This window comes from Streptomyces sp. APSN-46.1, from assembly GCF_022815725.1.
GTDB lineage: Bacteria > Actinomycetota > Actinomycetes > Streptomycetales > Streptomycetaceae > Streptomyces.
Map to the genome: position 1 here is coordinate 162,568 of NZ_JALGRF010000005.1, position 22,794 is coordinate 185,361.

General features: G+C 72.9%; 20 protein-coding genes. 5 read left to right on the plus strand and 15 right to left on the minus strand.

Features of this window, described 5'->3' with window-relative positions:
- Positions 1-58: 58 nt before the first annotated feature.
- From MTF65_RS16985 to MTF65_RS17000, 4 genes are all read right to left on the minus strand, one after another.
- Positions 59-1,219 (minus strand): serine hydrolase domain-containing protein, encoded by a 1,161-nt coding sequence (locus MTF65_RS16985; protein WP_243629546.1) that lies wholly within the window; start codon positions 1,217-1,219, stop codon positions 59-61.
- A 198-nt stretch (positions 1,220-1,417) separates the two neighbouring features.
- Positions 1,418-2,191: an ABC transporter ATP-binding protein gene (locus MTF65_RS16990; RefSeq protein WP_279399217.1), complete on the minus strand. Its 774-nt coding sequence runs from the start codon at positions 2,189-2,191 to the stop codon at positions 1,418-1,420.
- On the minus strand, positions 2,179-2,940 hold the full coding sequence (cbiQ, locus tag MTF65_RS16995; RefSeq protein WP_243629548.1) for a cobalt ECF transporter T component CbiQ: 762 nt from the start codon (positions 2,938-2,940) through the stop codon (positions 2,179-2,181). The genes MTF65_RS16990 and cbiQ overlap by 13 nt, the downstream gene beginning before the upstream one ends.
- 1 nt (position 2,941) lies before the next feature.
- Entirely contained in the window at positions 2,942-3,994 is a 1,053-nt protein-coding gene (locus MTF65_RS17000) for an energy-coupling factor ABC transporter permease (RefSeq protein ID WP_243629549.1), read from the minus strand.
- 212 nt (positions 3,995-4,206) lie between these two features.
- Here MTF65_RS17000 and MTF65_RS17005 point away from each other — a divergent pair, with 212 nt between their 5' ends.
- Complete coding sequence (locus MTF65_RS17005; protein WP_243629550.1) at positions 4,207-4,596, plus strand: SsgA family sporulation/cell division regulator; 390 nt, start codon at positions 4,207-4,209, stop codon at positions 4,594-4,596.
- Positions 4,597-4,688: 92 nt separating this feature from the next.
- Here MTF65_RS17005 and MTF65_RS17010 read toward each other — a convergent pair whose 3' ends face one another.
- Together MTF65_RS17010 and MTF65_RS17015 are read right to left on the minus strand one after the other, a co-directional pair.
- Positions 4,689-6,890, minus strand: a complete 2,202-nt coding sequence (locus tag MTF65_RS17010; protein ID WP_243629551.1) for an MMPL family transporter — start codon at positions 6,888-6,890, stop codon at positions 4,689-4,691.
- A gap of 116 nt (positions 6,891-7,006) precedes the next feature.
- Positions 7,007-7,624: a TetR/AcrR family transcriptional regulator gene (locus tag MTF65_RS17015; protein ID WP_243629735.1), complete on the minus strand. Its 618-nt coding sequence runs from the start codon at positions 7,622-7,624 to the stop codon at positions 7,007-7,009.
- A 162-nt stretch (positions 7,625-7,786) separates the two neighbouring features.
- Between MTF65_RS17015 and MTF65_RS17020 the strand changes: the two genes are divergently transcribed.
- Positions 7,787-11,098 carry a S41 family peptidase gene (locus MTF65_RS17020; RefSeq protein WP_243629552.1) on the plus strand — a complete coding sequence of 1,104 codons (3,312 nt, stop codon included), beginning with the start codon at positions 7,787-7,789 and terminating at the stop codon, positions 11,096-11,098.
- Positions 11,099-11,209: 111 nt separating this feature from the next.
- Here the strand turns inward: MTF65_RS17020 and MTF65_RS17025 are convergent, their stop codons facing one another.
- The 4 genes from MTF65_RS17025 to MTF65_RS17040 all read right to left on the minus strand — a co-directional run bounded on the left by MTF65_RS17025 (position 11,210) and on the right by MTF65_RS17040 (position 14,976).
- Positions 11,210-11,407 carry a hypothetical protein gene (locus tag MTF65_RS17025; RefSeq protein ID WP_243629553.1) on the minus strand — a complete coding sequence of 66 codons (198 nt, stop codon included), beginning with the start codon at positions 11,405-11,407 and terminating at the stop codon, positions 11,210-11,212.
- A 76-nt stretch (positions 11,408-11,483) separates the two neighbouring features.
- Entirely contained in the window at positions 11,484-12,368 is an 885-nt protein-coding gene (locus tag MTF65_RS17030) for an SDR family oxidoreductase (RefSeq protein WP_243629554.1), read from the minus strand.
- Positions 12,365-13,291 (minus strand): alpha/beta fold hydrolase, encoded by a 927-nt coding sequence (locus MTF65_RS17035; protein ID WP_243629555.1) that lies wholly within the window; start codon positions 13,289-13,291, stop codon positions 12,365-12,367. The genes MTF65_RS17030 and MTF65_RS17035 overlap by 4 nt, the downstream gene beginning before the upstream one ends.
- Positions 13,288-14,976 (minus strand): flavin-containing monooxygenase, encoded by a 1,689-nt coding sequence (locus tag MTF65_RS17040; protein ID WP_374207250.1) that lies wholly within the window; start codon positions 14,974-14,976, stop codon positions 13,288-13,290. The genes MTF65_RS17035 and MTF65_RS17040 overlap by 4 nt, the downstream gene beginning before the upstream one ends.
- A gap of 140 nt (positions 14,977-15,116) precedes the next feature.
- Here MTF65_RS17040 and MTF65_RS17045 point away from each other — a divergent pair, with 140 nt between their 5' ends.
- Positions 15,117-15,827, plus strand: coding sequence for a MerR family transcriptional regulator (locus MTF65_RS17045; RefSeq protein WP_243629556.1), 711 nt, complete (start codon positions 15,117-15,119; stop codon positions 15,825-15,827).
- On the opposite strand, the gene MTF65_RS17050 is transcribed toward MTF65_RS17045, so the two are convergent.
- A complete protein-coding gene (locus MTF65_RS17050) occupies positions 15,809-16,612 on the minus strand; it encodes an exodeoxyribonuclease III (RefSeq protein ID WP_243629557.1) in 804 nt (267 codons plus the stop codon). The genes MTF65_RS17045 and MTF65_RS17050 overlap by 19 nt on opposite strands.
- A gap of 38 nt (positions 16,613-16,650) precedes the next feature.
- On the opposite strand from MTF65_RS17050, the gene MTF65_RS17055 reads away from it, so the two are divergent.
- Positions 16,651-17,163 carry a GNAT family N-acetyltransferase gene (locus MTF65_RS17055; RefSeq protein ID WP_243629558.1) on the plus strand — a complete coding sequence of 171 codons (513 nt, stop codon included), beginning with the start codon at positions 16,651-16,653 and terminating at the stop codon, positions 17,161-17,163.
- Between the two features lie 178 nt (positions 17,164-17,341).
- Here the strand turns inward: MTF65_RS17055 and MTF65_RS17060 are convergent, their stop codons facing one another.
- Positions 17,342-18,712: a CoA transferase gene (locus MTF65_RS17060; RefSeq protein ID WP_243629559.1), complete on the minus strand. Its 1,371-nt coding sequence runs from the start codon at positions 18,710-18,712 to the stop codon at positions 17,342-17,344.
- A 13-nt stretch (positions 18,713-18,725) separates the two neighbouring features.
- Positions 18,726-20,096 carry a hypothetical protein gene (locus tag MTF65_RS17065; RefSeq protein WP_243629560.1) on the minus strand — a complete coding sequence of 457 codons (1,371 nt, stop codon included), beginning with the start codon at positions 20,094-20,096 and terminating at the stop codon, positions 18,726-18,728.
- A 158-nt stretch (positions 20,097-20,254) separates the two neighbouring features.
- Between MTF65_RS17065 and MTF65_RS17070 the strand changes: the two genes are divergently transcribed.
- Positions 20,255-20,746: a MaoC family dehydratase gene (locus MTF65_RS17070; protein WP_243629561.1), complete on the plus strand. Its 492-nt coding sequence runs from the start codon at positions 20,255-20,257 to the stop codon at positions 20,744-20,746.
- 38 nt (positions 20,747-20,784) lie between these two features.
- On the opposite strand, the gene MTF65_RS17075 is transcribed toward MTF65_RS17070, so the two are convergent.
- Positions 20,785-21,762 (minus strand): ornithine cyclodeaminase family protein, encoded by a 978-nt coding sequence (locus MTF65_RS17075; RefSeq protein WP_243629562.1) that lies wholly within the window; start codon positions 21,760-21,762, stop codon positions 20,785-20,787.
- Positions 21,759-22,775 (minus strand): 4-hydroxy-2-oxovalerate aldolase, encoded by a 1,017-nt coding sequence (gene dmpG, locus MTF65_RS17080; RefSeq protein ID WP_243629563.1) that lies wholly within the window; start codon positions 22,773-22,775, stop codon positions 21,759-21,761. The genes MTF65_RS17075 and dmpG overlap by 4 nt, the downstream gene beginning before the upstream one ends.
- Positions 22,776-22,794 lie beyond the last annotated feature (19 nt).

The following is a 22,794-nucleotide window of genomic DNA, read 5'->3' on the forward strand; positions in this document are numbered from 1 at the left end:
CCGGCGTTTGAGGCGCGGGGCCCGGGGCAGAGCCCCGCAACGGCGCCGCACCGACCGCTTAGGCCGTCGCGGAGCGCAGGGCCCGGACCAACGCCTGGGCGCGCGGGTCGGCGGTGACCGACTTGGCGTGGGCGTTGGTGACGTAGCCGAAGCCGATGCCCGCCTCCGGGTCCGCGAACGCCAGGGAGCCACCGCGCCCCGGGTGGCCGAAGGAGGCCGGGGACATCAGCGGGGAGGCCGGGCCGTGCAGCATGTAGCCGGGGCCGAAGCGGGTGTTGACCACCAGGACCCGGTCGGGGCCGGAGGAGAACTCGGTGGCCGCGAGGGCGGTCGTCTCGGGGGTGAAGATCCGCGCACCGTCCTCCACCACGCCGATCGTGGCGGCGTAGAAGCGGGCCAGGGCGCGTGCCGTGCCGATGCCGGCCGAGCCCGGAAGCTCGGCGGCCTGGTAGCCGGGGTCGTTCTCGTCCGGCAGGGGATCGATGGCCGCGAAGGCGCGGCGGGTGAGGGAGTCCGGGTCGGCGTAGGCCTCGGAAACGTTCCGCCTCGGCCGGATCCTCAGCATGCCCGCGCTCTCCGGCGGGTCGACGGGGGCCACCCGGCCCACCCGGTGCGCCTCGGTTTCCGGCAGGCCGATCCAGAAGTCGAGCCCCAGCGGCTCGGCTATCTCCTCTGCCAGGAGGGAGCCGATGGTGCGGCCGGTCGCCCGCAGTACCAGCGCGGACAGCAGCCAGCTGAAGGTCTGCGCGTGGTAGCCGTGTGCGGTGCCGGGCTCCCAGAAGGCCCGCTGCGCGGCCACCGCACGCGGTCCGGACACCCCGTCCGCGGCCTCGGCCATGGTCAGGCCCCGGTCCAGCGCCGGCACCCCGGCCCGGTGCGCGAGCAGGTCACGCACCAGGGTCTTCTCCTTGCCGCCCGCCTTGAACTCGGGCCAGTACGAGCCCACCGGAGCGTCCAGGTCCAGCAGCCCGCGCTGGTGCAGCAGCAGGGGTACGGCGGCGGCCACGCCCTTGGTGGCGGAGCGGACGATCTGCGCGGTGTCCTCGGCCCACGGCTCGGAGCCGTGGGCGTCCTTGGTACCGCCCCACAGGTCCACGACCGGGCGCCCGTCGCGGTACACGGCCACGGCCGCGCCCCGGTCCCCGAGCACCTCGAAGTTGCGTACGAACGCGTCTCTGACGGGCTCGAAGCCCTCCGCCACCGTCCCGTGGACATCCACGTCTGACTCCCAGCACCCTGCGACGACGCCCCGACGGCGCCTACGACAGGATGCAACGCCCACCGGACGGACCTGCTTCCCGGGTCCCCCGGAGCAGCCCACCGCGCCCGGCCCCCGACCGGCGGACGGAGCCCGACGCAGCGGCCCACCGTGACATGAGCCGCTCCGCGGCGTGGCCGGGAGGCGCGCCGGCGCCGATCAGTGCGAGGGGCGCGTCAACAGGGGCGTGCGCGGGTCGAAGCCGAACGGCAGTTCCAGGCGGTGCGCCCGCATCAGCTCGGCGTCGCAGAGCAGCTCCCGCGTGGGGCCGTCGGCGGCGATGACCCCCTCGCTGAGGACCACCGACCGCGGGCACAGCTCCAGCGCGTACGGCAGATCGTGGGTGACCATGAGCACCGTGACGTCGAGCCCGCGCAGGATGTCCGCCAGCTCCCGCCGCGAGGCCGGGTCCAGGTTGGAGGAGGGCTCGTCGAGGACCAGGATCTCCGGCCGCATGGCCAGTACGGTCGCCACCGCGACCCGGCGGCGCTGCCCGAAGGACAGGTGGTGCGGCGGCCGGTCGGCGAAGGCCGCCATCCCGACCTGCTCCAGGGCGCCCCGGACCCGGGCCTCCAGCTCCGCGCCCCGCAGTCCGGCCGCCGCCGGGCCGAAGGCCACGTCCTCCCGCACGGTCGGCATGAACAGCTGGTCGTCGGGGTCCTGGAAGACGATGCCGACCCGGCGCCGGACCTCGGCGAGGTTCCGCTTCTCCACCGGCAGCCCGGCCACGGTCACCGTGCCGACCCCGCCGCCGAGGATGCCGTTGAGGTGCAGGACCAGGGTGGTCTTGCCGGCGCCGTTGGGGCCGAGCAGGGCGACGCGCTCGCCGCGCCCGACGGTCAGGTCCACCCCGAACAGGGCCTGGTGCCCGTCCGGGTAGGCGTAGGCGAGACCGGATACCGCGAGGGAGGGGGAAGGGTTCACAGGGTCCAGCCCATCAGACAGACGGCGAGGGCCGTCACCGGGAGTGCGGCCGCGTACGCCCACTGGGCGCGCGTGGCCGAGACTTCGTCGATCACCGGCATCGAGCCGGCGTAGCCGCGGCTGACCATCGCGAGGTAGACCCGCTCGCCGCGCTCGTAGGAGCGGATGAAGAGCGCGCCGGCCGTCTTGGCCAGCACCCCCCAGTGCCGGATGCCGCGCGCCTCGAATCCGCGGGAGCGGCGGGCGATCGACATCCGCCGCAGCTCGTCGGTGACCACGTCGCCGTACCGGATCATGAAGGACGCGATCTGCACCAGCAGCGGCGGCAGCTTCAGCTGCTGGAGGCCGAGGAGCAGCGCGCGCAGCTCGGTCGTCGAGGCGAGCAGGACGGAGGCGGCGACTCCGAGGGTGCCCTTGGCCAGGACGTTCCAGGCGCCCCACAGGCCCGAGACGCTCAGCGACATGCCGAGGACCTCCACCCGCTCGCCCTCGGCCACGAACGGCATGAGCACGGCGAACAGGACGAACGGGACCTCGATCAGCAGTCGGCGCAGCAGGAACACGGCGGGGATCCGGGCCACGGCCGCGGCCGCCGCGACGAGGAGGGCGTACAGGCCGAAGGCCCACACCGCCTCGCGCGGTGTGGACACGACGACCAGGACGAAGGCGAAGGTCGCGGCGAGTTTGCAGTGCGCCGGCAGCGCGTGGATCGGCGAGTGCCCGTGCCGGAAGAGCTTGTGGGCGTGGCCCGCGCCCATCTCAGGCCGCCGGGGACGCGGTGGACGCGGCGGTCAGATCCCGCACGCGGCGGCGACGGACGGTCCAGAAGATCCCGGTGCCGAGGACGACGGTGGCGCCGACGCCGATGACCCCGGCGAGGCCGCCGGAGAGTCGGGCGTCGGTGATGTCCTTGACGCTGTAGTCGGCGAGCGGGGAATCGGCGGCCGCGTGCTCCGTGACCTTCTGGTCGATGCCCTTGTCGGCGGCGACCTTCTCCAGGCCGTCGGGGCTGGCGGAGGCGTAGTAGGAGCCGAAGCCGGCCAGTACGAGGGCGGTGACCAGGCCGGATGCCCAGACCTTCTTGGTGGAGCGGGCGGCCGCGGGGACGGCCGCCGGGGCCGGGGCGTCCACCAGCTGATCACCGACGCGCAGCTTGAGCGGCGCGGTCAGCCCGCGCGCGCCGTGCACCAGGTCGGGTCGTACGGCGAGCACGGCGCCCACCGTCGCGGCGGTGATGGCGGCCTCGCCGACGCCGATGAGCACGTGCACGCCGACCATGGCGGTGAAGACCTTGGCCACCGGGACGTCGGTGGTCCCGCCGACGGCGTAGAGGGCGGTGAAGGCGGCGGCCGCGGCGGGCACGGAGAGCAGCGCTCCGGTGAAGGCGGCGGCGGTGACCGAGGCGCGGGTGCGGGGCAGCACCTTGAGCAGTCCGCGGAAGATCGCGTACGCGACGACGACGGTGACCACGCCCATGACGCTGATGTTCACGCCGAGGGCGGTCAGGCCGCCGTCGGCGAACAGGATGCCCTGCATGAGGAGCACCACGGAGACGCAGAGCACACCTGTACAGGGGCCGACGAGGATCGCGGCGAGCGCCCCGCCCAGCAGGTGGCCGCTGGTGCCGGCGGCCACCGGGAAGTTCAGCATCTGCACGGCGAAGATGAAGGCGGCGACGAGTCCGGCGAGCGGCGCCGCCCGCTCGTCGAGCTCCCGGCGGGCGCCGCGGAGGCTGATGGCCACAGCCCCCGCGGCCGCGACGCCCGCGGCTATGGAGACGGGGGCGTCGATGAAGCCGTCGGGCACATGCATGGGCTGCTCCGCTTCCTGCGCTGAACTCACGCTGTGTAGAACGGGGCGAACCGACAGCGTCTTGAACCGTTCAAGAATAGTGCCCAGTTGCAAATGGTTGGCAAGAGCGGTCACGCCACAAGTGGCGCGGTGCGGATTCGTGGGAATGTGCGAGGCTAGGGGGAATACGGACTCATATGTTCCGATATGTTCCGATTCGAGGAGTGTTGTCGATGTCAGCCACCGCCGAGAACGCTCCCGCCACAGCCACCGCCGCCGTCGTCGAAGAGCGGGTCCGCGGCCGCGTGATCACCGATGACCCGCTCTACCGGGCCATTCCGGTCGCCCTGCGCTTCACCCCCGCCGAGCCGCTGGCCGTACGGGTCGTCTTCCCCGCCGACCTCTCCCCCGAGGGCACCGAGAACGAGTGGGTCTTCCCCCGCGCCCTGCTGGAGGCCGGCCTCCAGGCCCCGAGCGGCACCGGGGACGTACGCGTCTGGCCCTGCGGCCGCGTCCAGGCGGTCGTCGAGTTCCACTCCCCCGAGGGCGTCGCCGTGCTCCAGTTCGACATCAAGTCGCTGCGCCGTTTCCTGCGCCTCACCTACGCCGCCGGCACCCGGTAGGAGCAACCGCCCGGGAAATGTGACCGAGCCCCGCCCCGCCGGATGGCGGGACGGGGCTCGGGTGTCAACGGATCAGGCGCTGACCGGCCGGGTCAAGCGTTGACCAGCTCGCGGTCCTTGTCCGGATCCTCCTTGGAGGTCCCGGCGAGGTGCTTGCGCAGGCTCTCGCCCTCCACGTCCACGTTCGGCAGGATCCTGTCCAGCCAGCGCGGCAGCCACCAGGCCTTGTGCCCGAGCAGCGCGAGCACCGCCGGGACGATGGCCATGCGGACCACGAAGGCGTCGAAGAAGACCGCGATCGCGAGACCGAAGCCGATCATCTTCACCATCTGCTCGCTGGACCCGATGAAGCCCGAGAACACCGCGATCATGATCACGGCGGCGGCCACGACCACCCGCGCGCTGTACTGGAAGCCGGTCACGATGGCCTGGCCCGGCCGCTCGCCGTGGACGTACGCCTCACGCATGCGGGTGACCAGGAAGACCTCGTAGTCCATGGCCAGACCGAAGACCACGCCCACCATGAAGATCGGCATCATCGACATGATCGGACCGGTCTGCTCCACACCGAAGAGCGAGCCGAGCCAGCCCCACTGGAAGACCGCGACGACCGCGCCGAGGGCCGCGACGACCGACAGCAGGAAGCCGAGGGCCGCCTTGAGCGGGACCAGGATCGAGCGGAAGACCAGCATCAGCAGCAGGAAGGCGAGGCCGACCACCAGCGTCAGGTAGGGCAGCAGCGCGTCGTTCATCTTCTGCGAGAAGTCGATGTTCATCGCGGTCTGGCCGCTGACGAGCACGTCCTTCCCGTTGCCCTCGCGGATCTCGTGGACGAGGTCCTCGGTCTCCACGGAGGACGGGCGGTCCTTCGGGATGACGTTGATGATCGAGGCGTTCTTGGCCTCGTTCGGCATCGGCGGGGTGACCGCGGCCACGCCGCCCAGGCCCTTGATCCGCTCTACGGTGGCGTCCGCGAGCGCCTGGTCGCCGTCCACGACGACCATCAGCGGGCCGTTGAAGCCCGGGCCGAAGCCGTCGGAGAGCAGGTCGTACGCCTTGCGCTGGGTGGTGGACACCGGCTGGGCGCCGTCGTCCGGCAGGCCCATCTCCAGCTTGCTCGCCGGGATGGCGATCGCGCCGAGGCCGATCACACCGGCCAGCAGGACCATCACCGGGCGGCGCAGGACGAAGCGGGCCCAGCGTGTGCCGCCGTTGGGCTTGGGCTCGACGCCTTCCGGCAGGACCTTGCCCTTGCCGAACAGCCTGCTCTTCTTGCCGGCGGGCAGGACCGTGCGGCCCGCGAAGCCCAGCATGGCCGGGACCAGGGTGAGCGCGACGAGCACCGCGATGACCACCGTGCCGGCGGCCGCGAAGCCCATCTTGGAGAGCATCGGGATGTTGACGACGGCCAGGCCCACCAGGGCGATGACCACGGTCAGACCGGCGAACACGACGGCGGAGCCGGCGGTTCCGACGGCCCGGCCGGCCGCCTCGTCGCGCTCGTGGCCCTCGGCGAGCTCCGCGCGGTAGCGGGAGACGATGAACAGCCCGTAGTCGATGCCGACCGCGAGGCCGATCATCATCGCCAGGGTGGAGGTGGTGGTGCCCAGGTCCAGCGCGTTGGCGAGCGCGGCGATCGAGGAGATCCCGATGCCCACGCCGATCAGCGCGGTCAGCAGCGGCAGCCCGGCCGCGATCAGCGAGCCGAAGGTGATGACCAGCACGATCGCCGCGACGAGGATGCCGACGATCTCACCGGCGCCTGACTCGGGCGCCGCCATCAGGGCGTCGCCGCCGATCTCGACGGTGAGCCCGGCGGCCTGGGCGTCCTTGCCGGACTCCTTGAGCGCGTCGCGGGTCTTGTCGGTCAGCTCCATGCCGCTGACCTTGTACTTGGTGGTGATGTAGGCGGTCGTGGCGTCCTGGCTGATCGCCTGTGACTGGTACGGGTCGTCGACCGAGGCGATCTGGTCGGCGCCCGCGCCGCCCTTCAGGCCGGAGATGATCTTCTCGACCTCGGTCTTGGTGCCGGGGTCGGTGATCTTGGCGCCGGCCGGGGCCTTGATGACGATACGGGCGGTGGCGCCATCGGCGGCCATGCCCGGGAAGCGCTCTTCCAGCAGGTCGAAGGCCTTCTGGGCCTCCGTGCCGGGTATCGAGAACGAGCCGGAGCTGGGTGCCGGCGCGGTCGCCGCGCCGAAGATGGCGGCGAACAGCAGCGCCACCCAGGCGAGAGCGACGAGGCGGCGGCGCCGGAAGGCGCCCCTGCCGAGCCGGTAGAGGAAGGTGGCCACGTCGGTGGTTCTCCCGTTCAGGTCGTGGGATGGATCCGGATGGATCAGGGCATGGGGAGCCGGCCCGACGACGAGAGCGGCGTGTCAGGAGCAGCGGGGAGGTGGTGCGCTGGAACTCAGACGCCGAGGGCGGGGAAGACCACGGCGTCGATGAACTGGCCGAGGAAGGCCCGGTCGACGGACCGGTCCTCGATCAGCGGGAGCGCGATGAACGCCCCGATGAGCATGTGCGGTACGAAGGAGAGGGCCGGACAGTCCGGGGCGATCTCGCCCCGGTCGACGGCCCGCCGCAGCATCACCTGAAGTCCGGTGATCTCCGGGTCGACCAGCAGGTCCCGCAGCGCCTTGTGGAGCTCCGGGCTCTCGTGGACCGCATGGGCCAGACCTCTGAGCAGCGCGGTGTCCTTGGCCATCTGCGCGTCGTCGGAGTGCTGGACCATGAGCTCGAAGTCCCCGCGCAGGCTGCCCGTGTCGATCTCCCGGAGGGAGACCGGCTGGGTACAGCGCAGGGCCTTGGCGACCAGCTCCGGCTTGCTCCCCCACTGGCGGTAGAGGGTGGCCTTGCTGGACTTCGTACGGGCGGCGACCGCGTCCATGGTCAGCGCCTCGTAGCCGACCTCGCGCAGGAGGTCGAGGACCGCCCCGTGGAGTTCGGCTTCCCGCTCGGGGGTGATGCGGCTGCGCCGCGACGAGACCTCTTCCGAGATCTCCGGCGTCTCCGCCATCTCCATCATCTCTGGCATCTCCGGCACCTCCCGTCCGAGCGAAACTGTTTCGTACACCGCCGACGATACCCCTCGCACAAGCGAAACGAAACCGTTCCGTTTCGCTTCGGGGAGTGGCATGGATCACCTGTACGAGTTGCCAGCCCCTCCCCGCGCGGAAAGCATTGGGGGGTGAGTCACGACGTCGCGTACCTCCGCTTCCCGCATCTGCACGACGACCTGCTGTGTTTCGCCGCCGAGGACGATCTGTGGGTCGCCCCCCTCGTCGCCGAGGGCGAACCCCCCGGCCGGGCCTGGCGGATCACCGTCGACCGCACCCGGGTCGGCCACCCCCGGTTCTCCCCGGACGGCCGCCACATCGCCTTCACCACCTGGCGCAGCCTCGACCCCGAGATCCACCTCGCCCCGGTGGCCGGCGGTCCGGCCCACCGGCTCAGCTACTGGGGCGCCACCGACACCCGGGTCTGCGGCTGGACCCCGCCCGACAAGGACGGCCGCAGCGACATCCTGGCCGTGTCCTCGCACGGCCAGCCCTTCTCGTACTTCGCCTGGGCCTACATCCTGCCCACCGACGGCTCCCCCGGCGGCAAACTGCCCTGGGGGCCCGTCTCCGACATCGCCGTCCACGACGAGCACACCCAGGGCGGGGAGGGCCCGGAGCGGCGCACCCTGCTGCTCACCGGCAAGCCCCCGCACGAGCCCGCCGCGTGGAAGCGCTACCGGGGCGGCGCCACCGGCCGGCTGTGGCTGCACGGCGAGCGGCTGCTGGAGGACATCGAGGGCCACCTCGACTGCCCGATGTTCGTGGACGGCCGGATCGCGTTCCTCTCCGACCACGAGGGCATCGGCAACGTCTACTCCTGCCTGCCCGACGGGACCGACCTGCGCCGCCACACCGACCACGAGGAGTTCTACGCCCGGCACGCCTCCAGCGACGGCTCCCGGATCATCTACCAGTGCGCCGGGGACCTCTGGCTCGTGGACTCGCTGGCTCCCGGCGCCGCCCCGCGCAAACTCGAGATCCGTCTCGGCGGGCCGCGCGCGGGTCGCCGTGCCTACCAGGTGCCGGCCGCCGGCCACCTGGACTCGCTCTCCGTGGACACCACCGGCCGGGCCAGCGCGGTCGTCGTACGCGGCAGCCTGTACTGGCTCACCCACCGCGACGGACCCGCCCGGACCCTCGCCGACACCCCGGGCGTGCGGGTGCGGCTGCCCGAGATGCTGGGCAGCGGCGGGCAGATCGCCTACGTGACGGACGCGGAGGGCGAGGACGCGATCGAGATCGCCTACCTGCCCAGGGCCTCCGGCGACCGGGAGCCGCGCCGGCTGGCCTCCGGCCTGCTGGGCCGCGTACTGGAACTGCTGTCCGACCCGGACGGAGAGCGGCTCGCCATCGCGTCCAACGACGGGCGCCTGCTGCTGATCGACGCGTCCGAGGAGTCCACCGGCGAGGTCACGGAGCTGATCCGGTCCGCCAACGGGCCCGTCACCGATCTGGCGTTCTCGCCCGACGGTGCCTGGCTGACCTGGTCGCACCCGGGCATCGGGCGCTCGCTGCGGCAGATCAAGATGGCCCGGATCTCCGGCCCCGGCGCCCGCGTCATCGTGGACGTCACCAACGGCCGCTTCGTCGACGAGAACCCCGTCTTCACCCGCGACGGCCGCTACCTCGCCTTCATGTCCTGGCGCGGTTTCGACCCGGTCTACGACGTGCACACCGGCGACATGTCCTTCCCGCTGGGCTGCCGCCCGTACCTGGTGCCGCTGTCCTCGGCCACTCCCTCCCCCTTCGCGTTCACCCCCGACGGCCGCCCGGCGGCGGGCGGACTCGACCCGGGTGAGGGCGAGGCCGCCCAGGGCTTGGCCGGCGAGGGCGAAGGCGCGGTGACCGTGGAGGTGGAGGGGCTGGAGAGCCGGGTCACGCCGTTCCCGGTGACGGCGTCGAAGTACTCGGCCCTGTACCCGGTGAGCGGCGGCGGCCTGGTGTGGCTGCGCTGGCCGATCTCGGGCGCGCTCGGCGAGACCTTCGCCAACCCGAACGACACCACCGGCAAACCGACGCTGGAGCACTTCGACATCACCAAGGCGCGCAAGACCGAACTGGCCTCCGGACTGGACTGGTTCGCGGTCAGCGGCGACGGCACCCGGCTCGTCATCAACGACGACGGGGACCTGCGCGCGGTCCCGGCGACCGAGTCGGGCGACAGCGACTCCACCGTCTACCTCGACCTGCGGCGCATCCTGCACGAGGTGGACCCGGCGGCCGAGTGGCGCCAGGCCTTCGAGGAGGCCGGGCGGCTGATCCGCGCGTACTTCTGGGAGCCGAAGATGTGCGGCATCGACTGGGACGGGGTGCTGCGCCAGTACCGTCCCCTGGTCGAACGGGTCGCCTCGCCCGACGAGTTCGCGGACCTGCTGCGCGAGGTGCTCGGCGAACTCGGGACCTCGCACGCGTACGTCTCCCCCGCCCGCCGCAACGAGGGCCCGCCGCACTACCAGCGGGCCATCGGGCTGCTCGGCGCCAACCTCGTGCCCCGGGAGGAGGGATGGGTCGTCCAGCGGATCCTGCCCGGCGAGTCCTCCGACTCCAAGGCCCGCTCCCCGCTGGCCGGCACCGGGATCCGGGAGGGCGCGGTGCTCACCCATGTGGACGGGCGGCCGGTGAACCCGGTGACCGGGCCCTACCCACTGCTCTCCGCGGCGGGCGGCACCACCGTCGAGCTGACCTTCACGCCCGCCGAGGGCGAGGGCCGGGCCCGGCGGGTGGCGGTGGTCCCGCTGATCGACGAACGGCCGCTGCGCTACCACGACTGGGTCTCCAAGCGCCGCGCCGTGGTCCGCGAGGTCAGCGGCGGCATGTGCGGCTACCTGCACATCCCCGACATGGGCGGTTCGGGCTGGGCGCAGTTCAACCGGGACCTGCGGATGGAGATGTCCCGGCCCGCGCTGATCGTGGACGTGCGCGGCAACGCGGGCGGGCACATCAGCGAGCTGGTGGTGGAGAAGCTGACCCGTTCGATCCTCGGCTGGGACCTGACGCGGGGCGCGCAGCCGGTCTCGTACGCCTCGAACGCACCCCGTGGTCCGATCGTGGCCCTGGCCGACGAGGCGACCTCCTCCGACGGAGACATGATCACCGCGGCGTTCAAACTCCTGGGCCTGGGCCCGGTGGTCGGCCAGCGCACCTGGGGCGGAGTGGTCGGCATGACCGGCCGGCACACCCTGGGCGACGGCACGGTGATCACGGTGCCGATGAACGCCGCGTGGTTCCCGGAGTACGGCTGGTCGGTGGAGAACACCGGCGTGGAGCCGGACCTGCCGATCCTGCGCACCCCGCTCGACTGGGCGGAGGGGCGGCACGCCGGGCTGGACGACGCCGTGCACCTGGCGCTGGAGCTGCTGGAACAGGACCCGGCCGCGGTGCCGCCCGGCTACGCGGACGTGCCGGACCTGCGGCGCCCGAAGCTGCCGCCGAGGCCGTAGCGGCGGGGCATGCGGAAGCGGCGGGGCCTGGAAGCGGCGGGGCATGCCCGAGGGGCGCGATCCGTACGGATCGCGCCCCTCGGGGCAGCTCAGGGCCGCTGGACGTCGTCGTCAGAAGTTGTCGTCGACGTCGTCCCACGACTGCTCGCGCGCCGGTTCCGGCGTCTGCGGGCTCTGGGGCTTCTTGCCCTTCGCCTGCTTGGCGCGCTCGGCCGCTGCGCTCTTCGCGCCCTTCGCGCCCTGCGCGGCCTTCTGCGCCTGTTCCTTGAGTTCGCTCGCCTTGTCCTGGAACTGGTCCTTGATACCCATGCTGTTCACTCCATAAGGGGTGTTGGTGGTTGGGCCTCGACCAGACTTGCACGGGCTGACAAAGCTCGCATTTCGATCAGTTACTCTGCGTGCGCTCCCGCTCGTCCGCGGCCCCGCCGGCCCCCACGAGCCCCTTGGAGACACTGCCCAGCCGGGGCGCGAAGTGCTTCATCTCCCGCTGTCCGGCGGTCGCGATGATCCCGGGCAGATAGCCGCGCACACCCTGCATCCCCCGCAGCCACCACTGCGCGTACACGTGCGGCGAACGCCGCTCGACGCCGGCCACGATCCGGTCCACGGCCGGGCCGAGCGGGTAGGTGCGGTTCGAGGGCCACGGCAGCCGGCGGCGCAGCTCCCGCATCACCTCGTCCTGGTCGGCGCCGCGCACCATGTCGGTGTCGGTCCAGGAGAGGTAGCCGACGCCCACCTTGACGCCCTGGTGGCCGACTTCGGCGCGCAGGCAGTGGGCGAAGGCCTCCACGCCCGACTTGGAGGCGCAGTACGCCGTCATCATCGGCGCGGGGGTGATCGCGGCGAGCGAGGCGATCTGGAGGAAGTAGCCGCGGCTCTCCGTCAGTACGGGCAGGAAGGCGCGGGCGGTGACGGCCCCGCCGATCAGGTTGACCTCGATCACCCGGCGCCAGGCCTCGGGGTCGGAGTCCGCGAACGGTCCGCCGGCGGCCACGCCCGCGTTGGCGACGACGATGTCCACCGTGCCGAAGCGCTGCTTGACCTCCTGGGCGACGCGGGCCATCGCCTCGTGGTCGGTGACGTCGGCGTGCCAGTGGTCGCTGTCGGTGCGCAGCCGCCCGGAGACCTCTTTGAGGGCCTCCGGTTCCAGGCCTATGAGCGCCACCTTCGCGCCGCGCGCGGACAGTTTGCGGGCGAGCAGCTCGCCGACCCCGCGGGCGGCGCCGGTGACGACGGCGACCTGGCCTTCCAGACTCCTGCGAGCGCTCACGGCCTCTTCTCCTTTTCTTCTGTGTGGAGGTACAGCGCCGCCAGGTCCCGCACGGCGTTCGTGACGGCCTCGGGGGCCTCGACGGGGGTCATGTGGCCCATGCCGGTGAGCTCGGTGAGCCCCACGCAGTGCGGCAGCGCGGCGGCGAGAGCGCGGGCGTGCACGACCGGGGTCAGCCGGTCGCTCGTACCGCCGATGACGGCGGTGGGCACGGTGAGCGCGGCGAGGTTCGCGTCCAGGTCCAGGCCGGCCAGCACCCCGGACCACGCGCGGCGGACCCCGGTGGGGCAGGCGTGCACGATACGGGCGCAGGCCTCGACCCGGTCGGGCGCCGAACCGGGGCCCATGGTGGCGTACTTGAGGACCTTCCGCGCGATCGGCGTGACGGGTCCGAGCGGGGCGCGCGAACCGAGGACCGCGCCGGTGATACGGGTCCTCGCGCGCCCGGCGGGCAGCGGCACGACCAGCGCCTCCGCGACCAGTCGCGAGCTGCCGGTGCTGCACAGCAGGGCGGCCGCGGCGTGCTCGGCGAACTCGGGCCGCCCGGCGGCGGCCATGATCGTCATCCCGCCCATGGAGTGCCCGGCGAGGACCGCCCGCTCACCGGGGGCGAGGGTGGCCTTCAGCACCGCGACCAGGTCGTCGGCGAGGGCCGTCGTGGTGTGCGTACGGGAGGCGGGGCTGCGGCCGTGCCCGCGCTGGTCGTAGGCGATGACCCGGTGGGCGGTGGCCAGCGCCCGTATCTGCGCGGCCCAGAAGGCGGTGGAACAGGTCCAGCCGTGCGCGAGCACCACGGCCGGCGCGGCCTCGTCCCCGTGCACCTCCACGTGCAGCCGGGCCCCGTCGGCGGAGACGGCCACCAGCTCCCGACGGGCGGCCGGGGGCGCGTACGGGCCGCTGGTGACGTGCGTCAGCCGGCTCACGCGGCGCCCGCCCCTTCAGCCTCGCCGGCGTTTGAGGCGCCGCCGGAGGCCAATCCAGCCCCGCCGGAGGCCAATCCAGCCCCGCCGGCGTTTGAGGCGCGGGGGTCCGGGGGCAGAGCCCCCGGCAGCGGCGCCGCAGCGGACCCGGCCGAGCCCGCCCGGGGGCGGCCCGACTTCACCGCAGCGGCGGCAGCCGGGATCCGCTCGCGGACCCGTACGACCTCGTACTCCGCCAGATCGACGCTCCGCGTCTCGCGGCGGAACTCGCCGGTCGTGCCGGGCCAGACGGTCGTGTTGCGCCCCTGCGCGTCCAGGTACCAGCTGGTGCAGCCGCCGGTGTTCCACACGGTCCGCTCCATCCGGGCCTGCACGCGCCGGTTCCAGGCGTTGACCGCCGACGGCCTGGCCGCCAGCGCGGTGCGGCCGCCCAGCGTGTTCAGCTGCCGCAGGTAGTCCGCCATGTAGTTCAGCTGCGACTCGATCATGAGGATCATCGAGCTGTTGCCGAGCCCGGTGTTCGGTCCGATGATCGTCATCCAGTTGGGGAAGCCCGCCGCGGTCGCCCCACGCAGGGACTGCATCCCGTTCTTCCAGTGGTCGGCGAGGGTCTTGCCCTCCGCGCCCACCACCCGGTCGGCGATCGGCATGTCCGTGACGTGGAAACCGGTGCCGAAGATGATCGCGTCGACCTCGGTCTCCGTCCCGTCGGCCGCGACGAGGGTGTTGCCCCGGATCTCCTTGAGCCCGGAGGCGACCAGGTCCACGTTCGGCCGGGCCAGCGCCGGGTAGTACTCGCTGGAGAGCAGGATCCGCTTGCAGCCGATCCGGTAGGACGGCGTCAGCTTGGCCCTCAGCTCCGGGTCCTTGATCGAGCGCGCCATGTTCGCCTTGGCCAGCGCTTCGATCAGCCCGAGCTGGTTCGGCCGCTTGGTGAAGGCGCTGACCTGGAGCTCCCGGATTCCCCACAGCAGCCCGCGCCGCGCGGCCCGGGTGAACGGCAGCTGGCGGTGCAGCCAGCGCTCGACGGCGGAGACGGCCCGGTCGGTGCGCGGCATCACCCACGGCGGGGTGCGCTGGAACAGCGTGAGGCGGGCCGCGTCGGGCGCGATCGCGGGCACGATCTGGATGGCGGAGGCCCCGGTCCCGATCATGGCGACGCGCTTGCCGCGCAGGTCGTAGTCGTGGTCCCAGCGCGCGGAGTGGAAGACCTTGCCGGTGAACTCGGCGAGCCCGGGGACCTCCGGCATCTTCGGGTCGGACAGCGGCCCGGTGGCGGAGACGACGACATCGGCGGTCAGCGATCCGCCGGAGGTCTCGATCTCCCAGCGGAGCGCGTCCGCGTCCCAGCGCATCATCCGGACCTCGGAGTTCAGCCGGATGTGCGGGCGCAGCCCGAAGGTGTCGGCGACGTGGTCCAGGTACGCCCGGATGTGCGGCTGCCCGGAGAAGGTCCGGGGCCAGTCGGGGTTGGGCGCGAAGGAGAACGAGTACAGGTGGGAGGGAACGTCGCAGGCGCACCCGGGGTAGCTGTTGTCCCGCCAGGTCCCGCCGACGGAGTCGGCCCGTTCCAGTACGACGAAGTCCGTGATCCCCTCGCGCCGCAGCCGGACGGCCGCGCCCAGCCCGCCGAATCCGGACCCGATCACCGCCACCCGCACGTGCTCGCGCGCGCCACCGCTGCCCATGCCGCCCATGCCGTCACCTTCCGCCGCATCCGCAACACTGCCAGCAATCACTGGCACAATCGGGAGAGTAGAGCAGCCCCGTACTCATGGGTAGGGGTCGCACCCGGAAAGTTACTGCGGGTACGGCCTAGGCTGCGTTCGTGGCTGAAGAAGATACGGAAGCGGGGACGGCAGTGCGCGAATACCGCACCGAGGAACTGGCCGAGGCGGCCGGCATCCCGGTCCGCACCCTGCGCTTCTACCGCGAGCGCAAGCTCCTGCCGCCGCCGCGCCGCGAGGGCCGGATCGCCTGGTACGACGACCACCACCTCGCCCGGCTGCGCACCATCGCCGCCCTGCTGGAGCGCGGCCACACCCTCGGCGGCATCGCCGAGCTCACCGCCGCGTTCGAGAGCGGCCGCGACGTCGGCCAGCTCGGCGAGCTGCTCGGAATCGGCTGGTCCGAGGAGACACCCGTACGGCTGTCGCCGGAGGCCCTGGCCGACTACTTCGAGGGCGAGGTCACCCCGGAGAACCTGGCGGCCTCCCTGGACCTCGGCTATCTCGCCACCGACGGCGACGCGATCGTGCACGTCAGCCGGCGGCTGCTGGACGTCTCCTCGGCCCTGGTCCGCGAGGGCGTCCCGCTGGCGGCCGTCCTGGAGACGGGCCGCCGCGTCCGCGAGCACGCGGACGCGATGGCCGCCCTGTTCACCGAGCTGATCACCAACCACATCGGGGAGGACGCCGTCGCGCGCCTGCGCCCCCTGGCGAAGAGCGTGGTCGAGGCGGAACTCACGATGGCGATGGACCGCCTGCGGGCCCCGTCGCGGGATCAGCAGGATCAGCGGGATCAGACGCCGAGCTCGTAGACCACCGTCACCGGCGCGTGGTCGGACCACCGCTCGGGGTGCGTCTCGGCCCGCTCGACGAAGGCCTTCACGGCCTTGGCGGCCAGCCCCGGGGTCGCGACCTGGAGGTCGATCCGCCAGCCGGCGTCGTTGTCGAAGGCCCGCCCGCGGTAGGACCACCAGGAGTACGGCCCCTCGGTGTCCGGGTGCAGGCCGCGCACCACGTCCACGTACCCGGCGGTGTCGTACACCTTCCCGAGCCACTCCCGCTCCTCGGGGAGGAAGCCGGCGCTCTTGCGGTTGGTCTTCCAGTTCTTGAGGTCGGCTTCCTGGTGGCAGATGTTCCAGTCCCCGCACACCACGACCTCACGCCCCTCGGCGGCGGCCCGCGTCCGCAGCCCCTCCAGGTAGGTGAGGAACTCCCCCATGAACCGGTACTTCTCGTCCTGCTTCTCGGTGCCGGCCTCGCCGGAGGGCAGGTACAGGCTGGCCACGGTCACCCCGGGGAGATCCACTTCGAGGTAGCGGCCCGCCGTGTCGAATTCCTCACTCCCGAACCCGACCCGCACCGCGTCGGGCCGGCGCCGCGTGTAGACGGCGACGCCCGCGCGTCCCTTCGCGGCGGCCGGCGCGAACACGGTGTGCCAGCCCTCGGGAACCCGTGCCTCGTCCGGAATCTGCCCCTCCTCGGCCCGCACCTCCTGGAGGCAGACCACATCGGCATCCGACCCGGCCAGCCACGGCACGAACCCCTTCTTGGCGGCGGCGCGGATCCCATTCACATTCACGGAGGTCACGGTGAGCATCCGAGCACCATAGCGGGAGGGTTCCGTACGATGTTCGGATGTCTCACGGGATCCAGCTCCGCGCCGTGCTGTACGACCACCCCGACGCGGTCAAGCTCAACGATCAGGTCCAGCTCGAGTACCAGGCGAGGTACGACGACGGTGAGGGCGACGCCACCTTCCTCGACCCCGCCATGTTCGTCCCGCCGCAGGGCCTCTACCTGCTGGCGTACGACGCCCAGGACGCCCCGGTGGCCAGCGGCGGCTGGCGCAGCCAGGAGCGCAACGACGAGGGCTACTCGAACGGCGACGCCGAACTGAAGCGCATGTACGTCATACCGGAGGCCCGCGGCCTCGGCCTGGCCCGCCGGATCCTGTCGGCACTCGAAACTGACGCCCGGGCGGCGGGCCGCGTCCGCATGGTCCTCGAAACGGGCGACCAGCAGCCGGAGGCGATCGCCCTCTACCTCTCCTCGGGCTACACCCTCTCCGCGAAGTTCGGCCACTACCGCTTCCACAACTCCAGCCGCTGCATGACAAAACCGCTCATGGACAGCCCCGCCGGCGTTTGAGGCGCCATTCCAGCCCCGCCGGCGTTTGAGGCGCTGGGGGCACCTCCCAGCGGTAGCTGGGGGAGGGTCCGGGGGCTGGCCCCCGGCAACGGCGCCGCACCGCCAGCCCCACCCAGCCCCGCCGGCGTTTGAGGCGCGGGGTCTGGGGCGGAGCCCCAGCAGCGGGCCCGCAGGGGGCCTACCGGGGAAGCCAGGCGGCCCGGGCCGCGCCCCAGCGGGACGGACCCCGAACCCAGTCCCCGTACGGCAGCGGCGACGCCGCGTACCGCAGCACCCCGTACCCGGAGGAGACCTCCCGCAGCCAGGGCTGCGCCGAGTACCCGGGGACCGGGGCGCCGACGGGCGGGACCTCCCGGACCAGCCACGACGCCGTCCCGGCCAGGGAATACCGCAGCCCCCGTCCACCCCCCTCGGCGAGCGCCCGCAGCACCCCGGCCGCCGCCAGATACCCCGTCCCGTGATCCAGCGCCTGCGCCGGCAGCACCCCAGGCACCCCGCCCACCCCCGGAACCCCCGGCCCGGCCCCCGAGCCACACGCGGCAGCGACCCCGTACCCCGCCTGTACCAGCGAGTCGAACCCCCGCCGGCCGGCCCACGGCCCCCGCCACCCCCACGCGCACAGCTCCGCCACCACCAGCCCCGGCCGGGCGGCCATCAGCTCCTCCACCCCGAGCCCGTACCGCTCCAGCGCCCCCGGCCGGTACCCGCTCACCACCACGTCCGCCTCGGCGAGCAGCCCCTCGAACACCGCCCGGTCCCCCGCCACCGCCAGGTCCAGCAGCGCCGACCGCTTCCCGAACCCGGTGTCCGCGTACGCGTCATCCGCCTCCGGCAGCCCCGGCGGGTCGATCCGCAGCACATCCGCGCCCAGCAGCCCCAGCGTCCGCGTCGCGACGGGCCCGGCGATGACCCGGGTCAGGTCCAGCACCCGCACCCCGGCGGCGGGCAACGCCCGCAACGCCCCCGGAACACCGCCCGGGAGCCGCCGCGACCGCCCCTCGAACTCCCGTACCTCCACCAGCGGCTGCGGCTCCCCGTACGCGCCCGCCACCGCGACGGCCAGCCCGCCGGCCCCGTACACCCGCTCCTGCACCTCGACCGCGGCCCGCCCCGCCACCGCCTCCCGCAGCGCCTCCGGGCTCGACTCCGTCAGGCCGAGCGCCCGTACCAGCGCCCGCGCGTGATGCGGATAGTTCGCGTGCGTCCGCACCCATCCGTCGGCCGTCCGCCAGAACCCCGACAGCGGCGCGAAGGTCACCGGGGCGCGGCCCTCCACCCGCAGGTGCCGCTCGCTGACGAACGCCGTCGCCACCGCGCCCTCGTCCACCACCGGCGGAGCCGCGTCGTCCGCCCCGCCACCCGCCCGTACGGCGGCCAGCTCCGCGGCGGCGAGCGCGCACACCCCGACCGTGGCCCGCGCCAGCTCCCGTACCGGCAGCGGCCCTTCCGCGAGCCCGCTCGCCCCCCCGTACCGCACCCGCCCCGCGAGCTCGGCCGCCCCGCCGAGCGCGCTCCACGCCTGCGCCGTCGCGGCGTCGACGGCCGCCATCAGAGCGCCGCCATCAGAGCGCCACCACGGCGTTGTCCGAGCTGTTGGTGCCCATGATGCTGACGATCCCGGCGGTGCCGTCGCCGAAGAACCGAGAGAACACCCCCGCCGGGCGGCCGCCGAACAGCAGCGGCCCGAACACCGGCGCGACGTCCGCGTCGTGCGGCTCGTCCGCGCCGTCGGCGACCATCGCCAGCCGGCACGTACGCGGCTCCACGAACTCCTGCACCACGCTCGTGCCCCTCTCGGCGGCCGCGCACACCAGCGCCTCCCACTCCGCGCGGCCCGTCTGCCGGCCGATGACGACCTGCTTGCCGCTCATCCCGATGCTCTCCTTGAGCACCAGCCGCTCCCGGTGGTCCACGACGAACGGCACCAGGTCCACCTTCCGTTCCCCCCGGACCCCCCGGTGCGTCCAGCGGTGGGAGAGGACCCGCGTCCACGGCAGGTACGTGTCGACCAGCGCCCGCTCGGCCGCGCTCATCCACGGCCGCCCTTCCGACAGCATGCCCATGGTCAGCTTGCTGGACAGGAACGTGGAGGTCTGGGTCCCCACCAGCAGACAGCCATTGTCGAGCGCGGCCTGCGCCGGGGCCGTGTCGATGCCGAGTTCGAGCCAGTCCGGGATGGTGAAGTCCCGCAGCCCCAGCGGGTAGCGCAGGTGCGGCGGGCAGTCCCATGCCTCGTGCAGGTCCTCGGGCTCGAAGAAGCGCGCCGTCAGCCCGTGGTTGTTGAAGTAGTCGGCTTGCAGGTCGAAGTAGCGGGTGAAACCGCCCTGGTCGCGCGCGCTGCCCGCCAGGGCCACCCGGGGCGCCACCCCCAGCTCCGCCGCCAGAGCGCGGAACATCTCGGCGCGGACGGCCAGCGGGTCCGGGGAGGTGAACGGCACCCGGCCCTGGTCGTCGGCGTAGAGCTTGCGCCACACTTCCAGGCGGCAGTGCGTCTCCGCCGCCCCGCCGAGGGCCCCGCTGACGTTGAACTCCAGGAACCGCGGCCCGTTCGGCCCGATCACGATGTCCGGCCGGGCCACGCAGTCCGCGTACCGCTCCTCGGTGAACTGGTCGGCCACGAACAGCTGGTGCTCGCTCTCCGGCATGCCGAATGCCGCCAGCCTGCCCTCCGTGGTGGGCGCGGCCTCCAGAGCGGTGCGGCGCACCAGGTCGAGCAGCGCCGCACTCGCGCGGAACAGCTCGGCGTAGGACGCGCGCGGCAGCGCGATCGGCGCGGCGGGCAGCAGCGGCTGGTGCGGATAGCCGATGTCCCGGATGCCGGTGCGCAGCATCTCCCGGATCGTATGCGCGGGCGCCACCGGCGCCAGCCGCCGCGTGCCGAACCACGGGTGACCCGACGCCGCCTGTATGCCGATGTCCTCGAGTGCGCTCATCCGCCTTCTCCCCAGCCTGTGTTGTCCCCTCGGGGACGGTCTATGAAATCTACGTGTCACCGGCCTGCCGACGGCCGGGGTGGTGCTGTGAGCGCCGGTTAGCCTGTGGGCCGGGGGGCGACCCCCTCCTCAATTCACCGCACAGGGGAGGACGACGCATGACGCTGCGCCGCGTCCGGGACAACGAGTACGTCGAAGAGCACGGCGGGGACTACGAGGACTTCGAGCCCGGCATGACCATCAAGCACTGGCCGGGCCGGACCCTCACCGAGACCGACAACACCTGGCTGACGCTGCTGACCATGAACCAGCACCCGCTGCACTTCGACCGCCACTACGGGGAGGGCGCCGAGTACGGGCGGGTGCTGGTCAACAGCGGGATAACCCTGTGCCTGGTCGGGGGCATGACCGTCCAGGCGCTGTCGGCGCGTGCGGTGGCCAACCTCGGCTGGGACAAGGTCCGCCTGAAGGAACCCGTGTTCGTCGGCGACACGCTCTACGCGACGAGCCGGATCCTCGACAAGCGGCTGTCCAAGTCCCGGCCGGGGCAGGGGATCATCACGGTGGAGACCACCGGTACGAAGTCGACCGGGGAGCCCGTCATCGTGTTCGAGCGGTCCTTCATGGTCCGCTGCCGCGAGGCGGGCTGAGGCCGTGCCCGGCCGGGGGTGGCCCCGGCCGGGCGGGCTCATCGTCCGTCGCGGGAGGCCTCGTAGAGCGCCGCCGCGGCGGCGGTGTCCTCGATGGCCAGGCCCACGCCGCGGAACACCGAGGTCCGGCCGGCGGCCGCGGAGGTCCCGCTCACCAGGTCGCCCAGCTCGTGCAGATCGTCCACACCGATCAGCCCGGCGGCCAGCGCGGCCCGCACCTCGCCGGCCTCCTCGATCGCGGCGGCCCGTTCCTCCACGAGGACGAACGCGGACGCCAGCAGCTCGGGGGCGACCTCGATCGCGTCCTCGTGGGTTCCGCCGATGACGTTGACGTGTGCCCCGGGGGCCACCCAGTCCGCCGCCACCAGCGGCGCGCTGTCGCCGGTCGAGGTGGTCGTGCAGATCACCGCGGCGTCGACGACGGCCTCCTTGGCCGTGTCGCACACCGTGACCCGCGCCCGCTCCGGCAGCCCGGCGCTCTCGCGGATCCACCGCGCGAACCGCTCCGTGCGGTCCGGCGTACGGGAGTACACCCGCACCGACCGGATCGGGCGCACCGCCGACACGGCCCGCACCAGCGCGCGGGCCTGGACCCCGGCGCCGATGACGGCGAGGTCCTCGGCGTCGGCGGGTGCGCACAGGCGGGTCGCGAGGCCCGCGACCGCCCCGGTACGGACGGCGGTCAGCTCGGCCCCGTCCAGCAGCGCGGTGATCCGGCCGGTCTCCAGGTCGGTCAGCACGACCACGCCGTGGATCAGCGGCAGACCGCGTTCCGCGTTGTCGGGCGTGAGCGTGGTGATCTTGACGCTGCCCACCCCGCGCCGCTCCCAGACCGCCGTCGCGGCCAGCAGCTCGCGCCGCTCGCGCCGCGGGCCGTGCGGGACGATCGTCCGGGGCGGGGACGCCGTACGGCCCGCCGACAGGTCGGCGAACACGTCGGCCAGCGTGTCCATCACCCGCGCCAGCCGGTCCGGGCCCGCCATGTCCTCGGCGCGGATCATCACCGGCCCGGTCATCCGGCGGCCTTCCTGGCGCTCAGCTCGGCGACGACGTCGACGATCAGGTCCTCCTGCCCGGCGATGGCCTGACGCCTGCCGAGCTCGAAGAACACGTCGCGCGGATCGACTCCGGCCCGCGCGGACAGGTCGAGCACCTGGTGCTTGAACCCGGAGAACACCCCGGCCAGGCCGCTGACGATGCTCAGCGAGCCGGTGACCGGCGGCGCGGGCATGAGCTCGCGCTCGGCGAACTCGGCGGCGTCGAGCAGCGCGTACAGGTCGATGCCGGTCCGGAACCCGGTCCGTTCCAGTACCGGGACCAGCACCTCCAGCTGGGTGTTGCCCGCCCCGGCGCCGAAGCCGCGCGCGCAGCCGTCGATGATCCCGGCCCCCGCCTCGGCGGCCGCGACGGAGTTCGCGACGGCCATACCGAGGTTGTTGTGGCCGTGGAAGATCACCGGGACCGCCTCGCCGACGGCCTCGCCGATCGCGCCGATCCGCTCGGTGACGTCCTGGGGTAGGAAGTGTCCGGCGGAGTCCATGATGCCCACCGCCCGCGCCCCGTACCCGACGACGCGTGCGGCCTGCTCGGCCAGTTCGGCGGGGGTCGCCATGTGGCTCATCATCAGCACGCAGTGCGCGTCGGCGCCCTGGTCCCGCAGGAACCCGAGGTGGCGTTCGGCCAGTGTGGTCTCGGTGCAGTGCACGCCGACGCGGATCACGTCGGCGCCGTGCGCGACGGCCTTGCGCAGGTCGTCGGAGGTGCCCCAGCCGGGCAGCATGAAAACGCCCATCCTGCTGTTGCGCAGGGCTTCCCGCACGGTCGAGAGCATCAGGTCGTCGCTGACGGCGGACCGGCCCACCTGGAGGGAGGAGGCACCCAGTCCGTTGCCGTGCCCCACCTCCACCACCGGGATCCCGGCCGCGTCGGCGGCCTCGGCGTACCCGCGCAGGGCGGCCACGCCGAGCTGGTGCCGTACCGCGTGCTGGCCGTCGCGCAGCGTGGGGTCGTGGATCACCACGGGTCTCATCGGCGCGGGTTTCATCGGC

What these genes read in the sequence shown, in the direction of transcription:
- MTF65_RS17060 (WP_243629559.1), bottom strand. Translation starts at nt 18,712, where the DNA reads ATGGCGGCCGTCGACGCCGCGACGGCGCAGGCGTGGAGCGCGCTCGGC.
- dmpG (WP_243629563.1), bottom strand. Translation starts at nt 22,775, where the DNA reads ATGAGACCCGTGGTGATCCACGACCCCACGCTGCGCGACGGCCAGCAC.
- MTF65_RS17025 (WP_243629553.1), bottom strand. Translation starts at nt 11,407, where the DNA reads ATGGGTATCAAGGACCAGTTCCAGGACAAGGCGAGCGAACTCAAGGAA.
- MTF65_RS17050 (WP_243629557.1), bottom strand. Translation starts at nt 16,612, where the DNA reads ATGCTCACCGTGACCTCCGTGAATGTGAATGGGATCCGCGCCGCCGCC.
- MTF65_RS17015 (WP_243629735.1), bottom strand. Translation starts at nt 7,624, where the DNA reads ATGATGGAGATGGCGGAGACGCCGGAGATCTCGGAAGAGGTCTCGTCG.
- MTF65_RS17065 (WP_243629560.1), bottom strand. Translation starts at nt 20,096, where the DNA reads ATGAGCGCACTCGAGGACATCGGCATACAGGCGGCGTCGGGTCACCCG.
- MTF65_RS17005 (WP_243629550.1), top strand. Translation starts at nt 4,207, where the DNA reads ATGTCAGCCACCGCCGAGAACGCTCCCGCCACAGCCACCGCCGCCGTC.
- cbiQ (WP_243629548.1), bottom strand. Translation starts at nt 2,940, where the DNA reads ATGGGCGCGGGCCACGCCCACAAGCTCTTCCGGCACGGGCACTCGCCG.
- MTF65_RS17075 (WP_243629562.1), bottom strand. Translation starts at nt 21,762, where the DNA reads ATGACCGGGCCGGTGATGATCCGCGCCGAGGACATGGCGGGCCCGGAC.
- MTF65_RS17070 (WP_243629561.1), top strand. Translation starts at nt 20,255, where the DNA reads ATGACGCTGCGCCGCGTCCGGGACAACGAGTACGTCGAAGAGCACGGC.
- MTF65_RS17055 (WP_243629558.1), top strand. Translation starts at nt 16,651, where the DNA reads ATGTCTCACGGGATCCAGCTCCGCGCCGTGCTGTACGACCACCCCGAC.
- MTF65_RS17000 (WP_243629549.1), bottom strand. Translation starts at nt 3,994, where the DNA reads ATGCATGTGCCCGACGGCTTCATCGACGCCCCCGTCTCCATAGCCGCG.
- MTF65_RS17040 (WP_374207250.1), bottom strand. Translation starts at nt 14,976, where the DNA reads ATGGGCAGCGGTGGCGCGCGCGAGCACGTGCGGGTGGCGGTGATCGGG.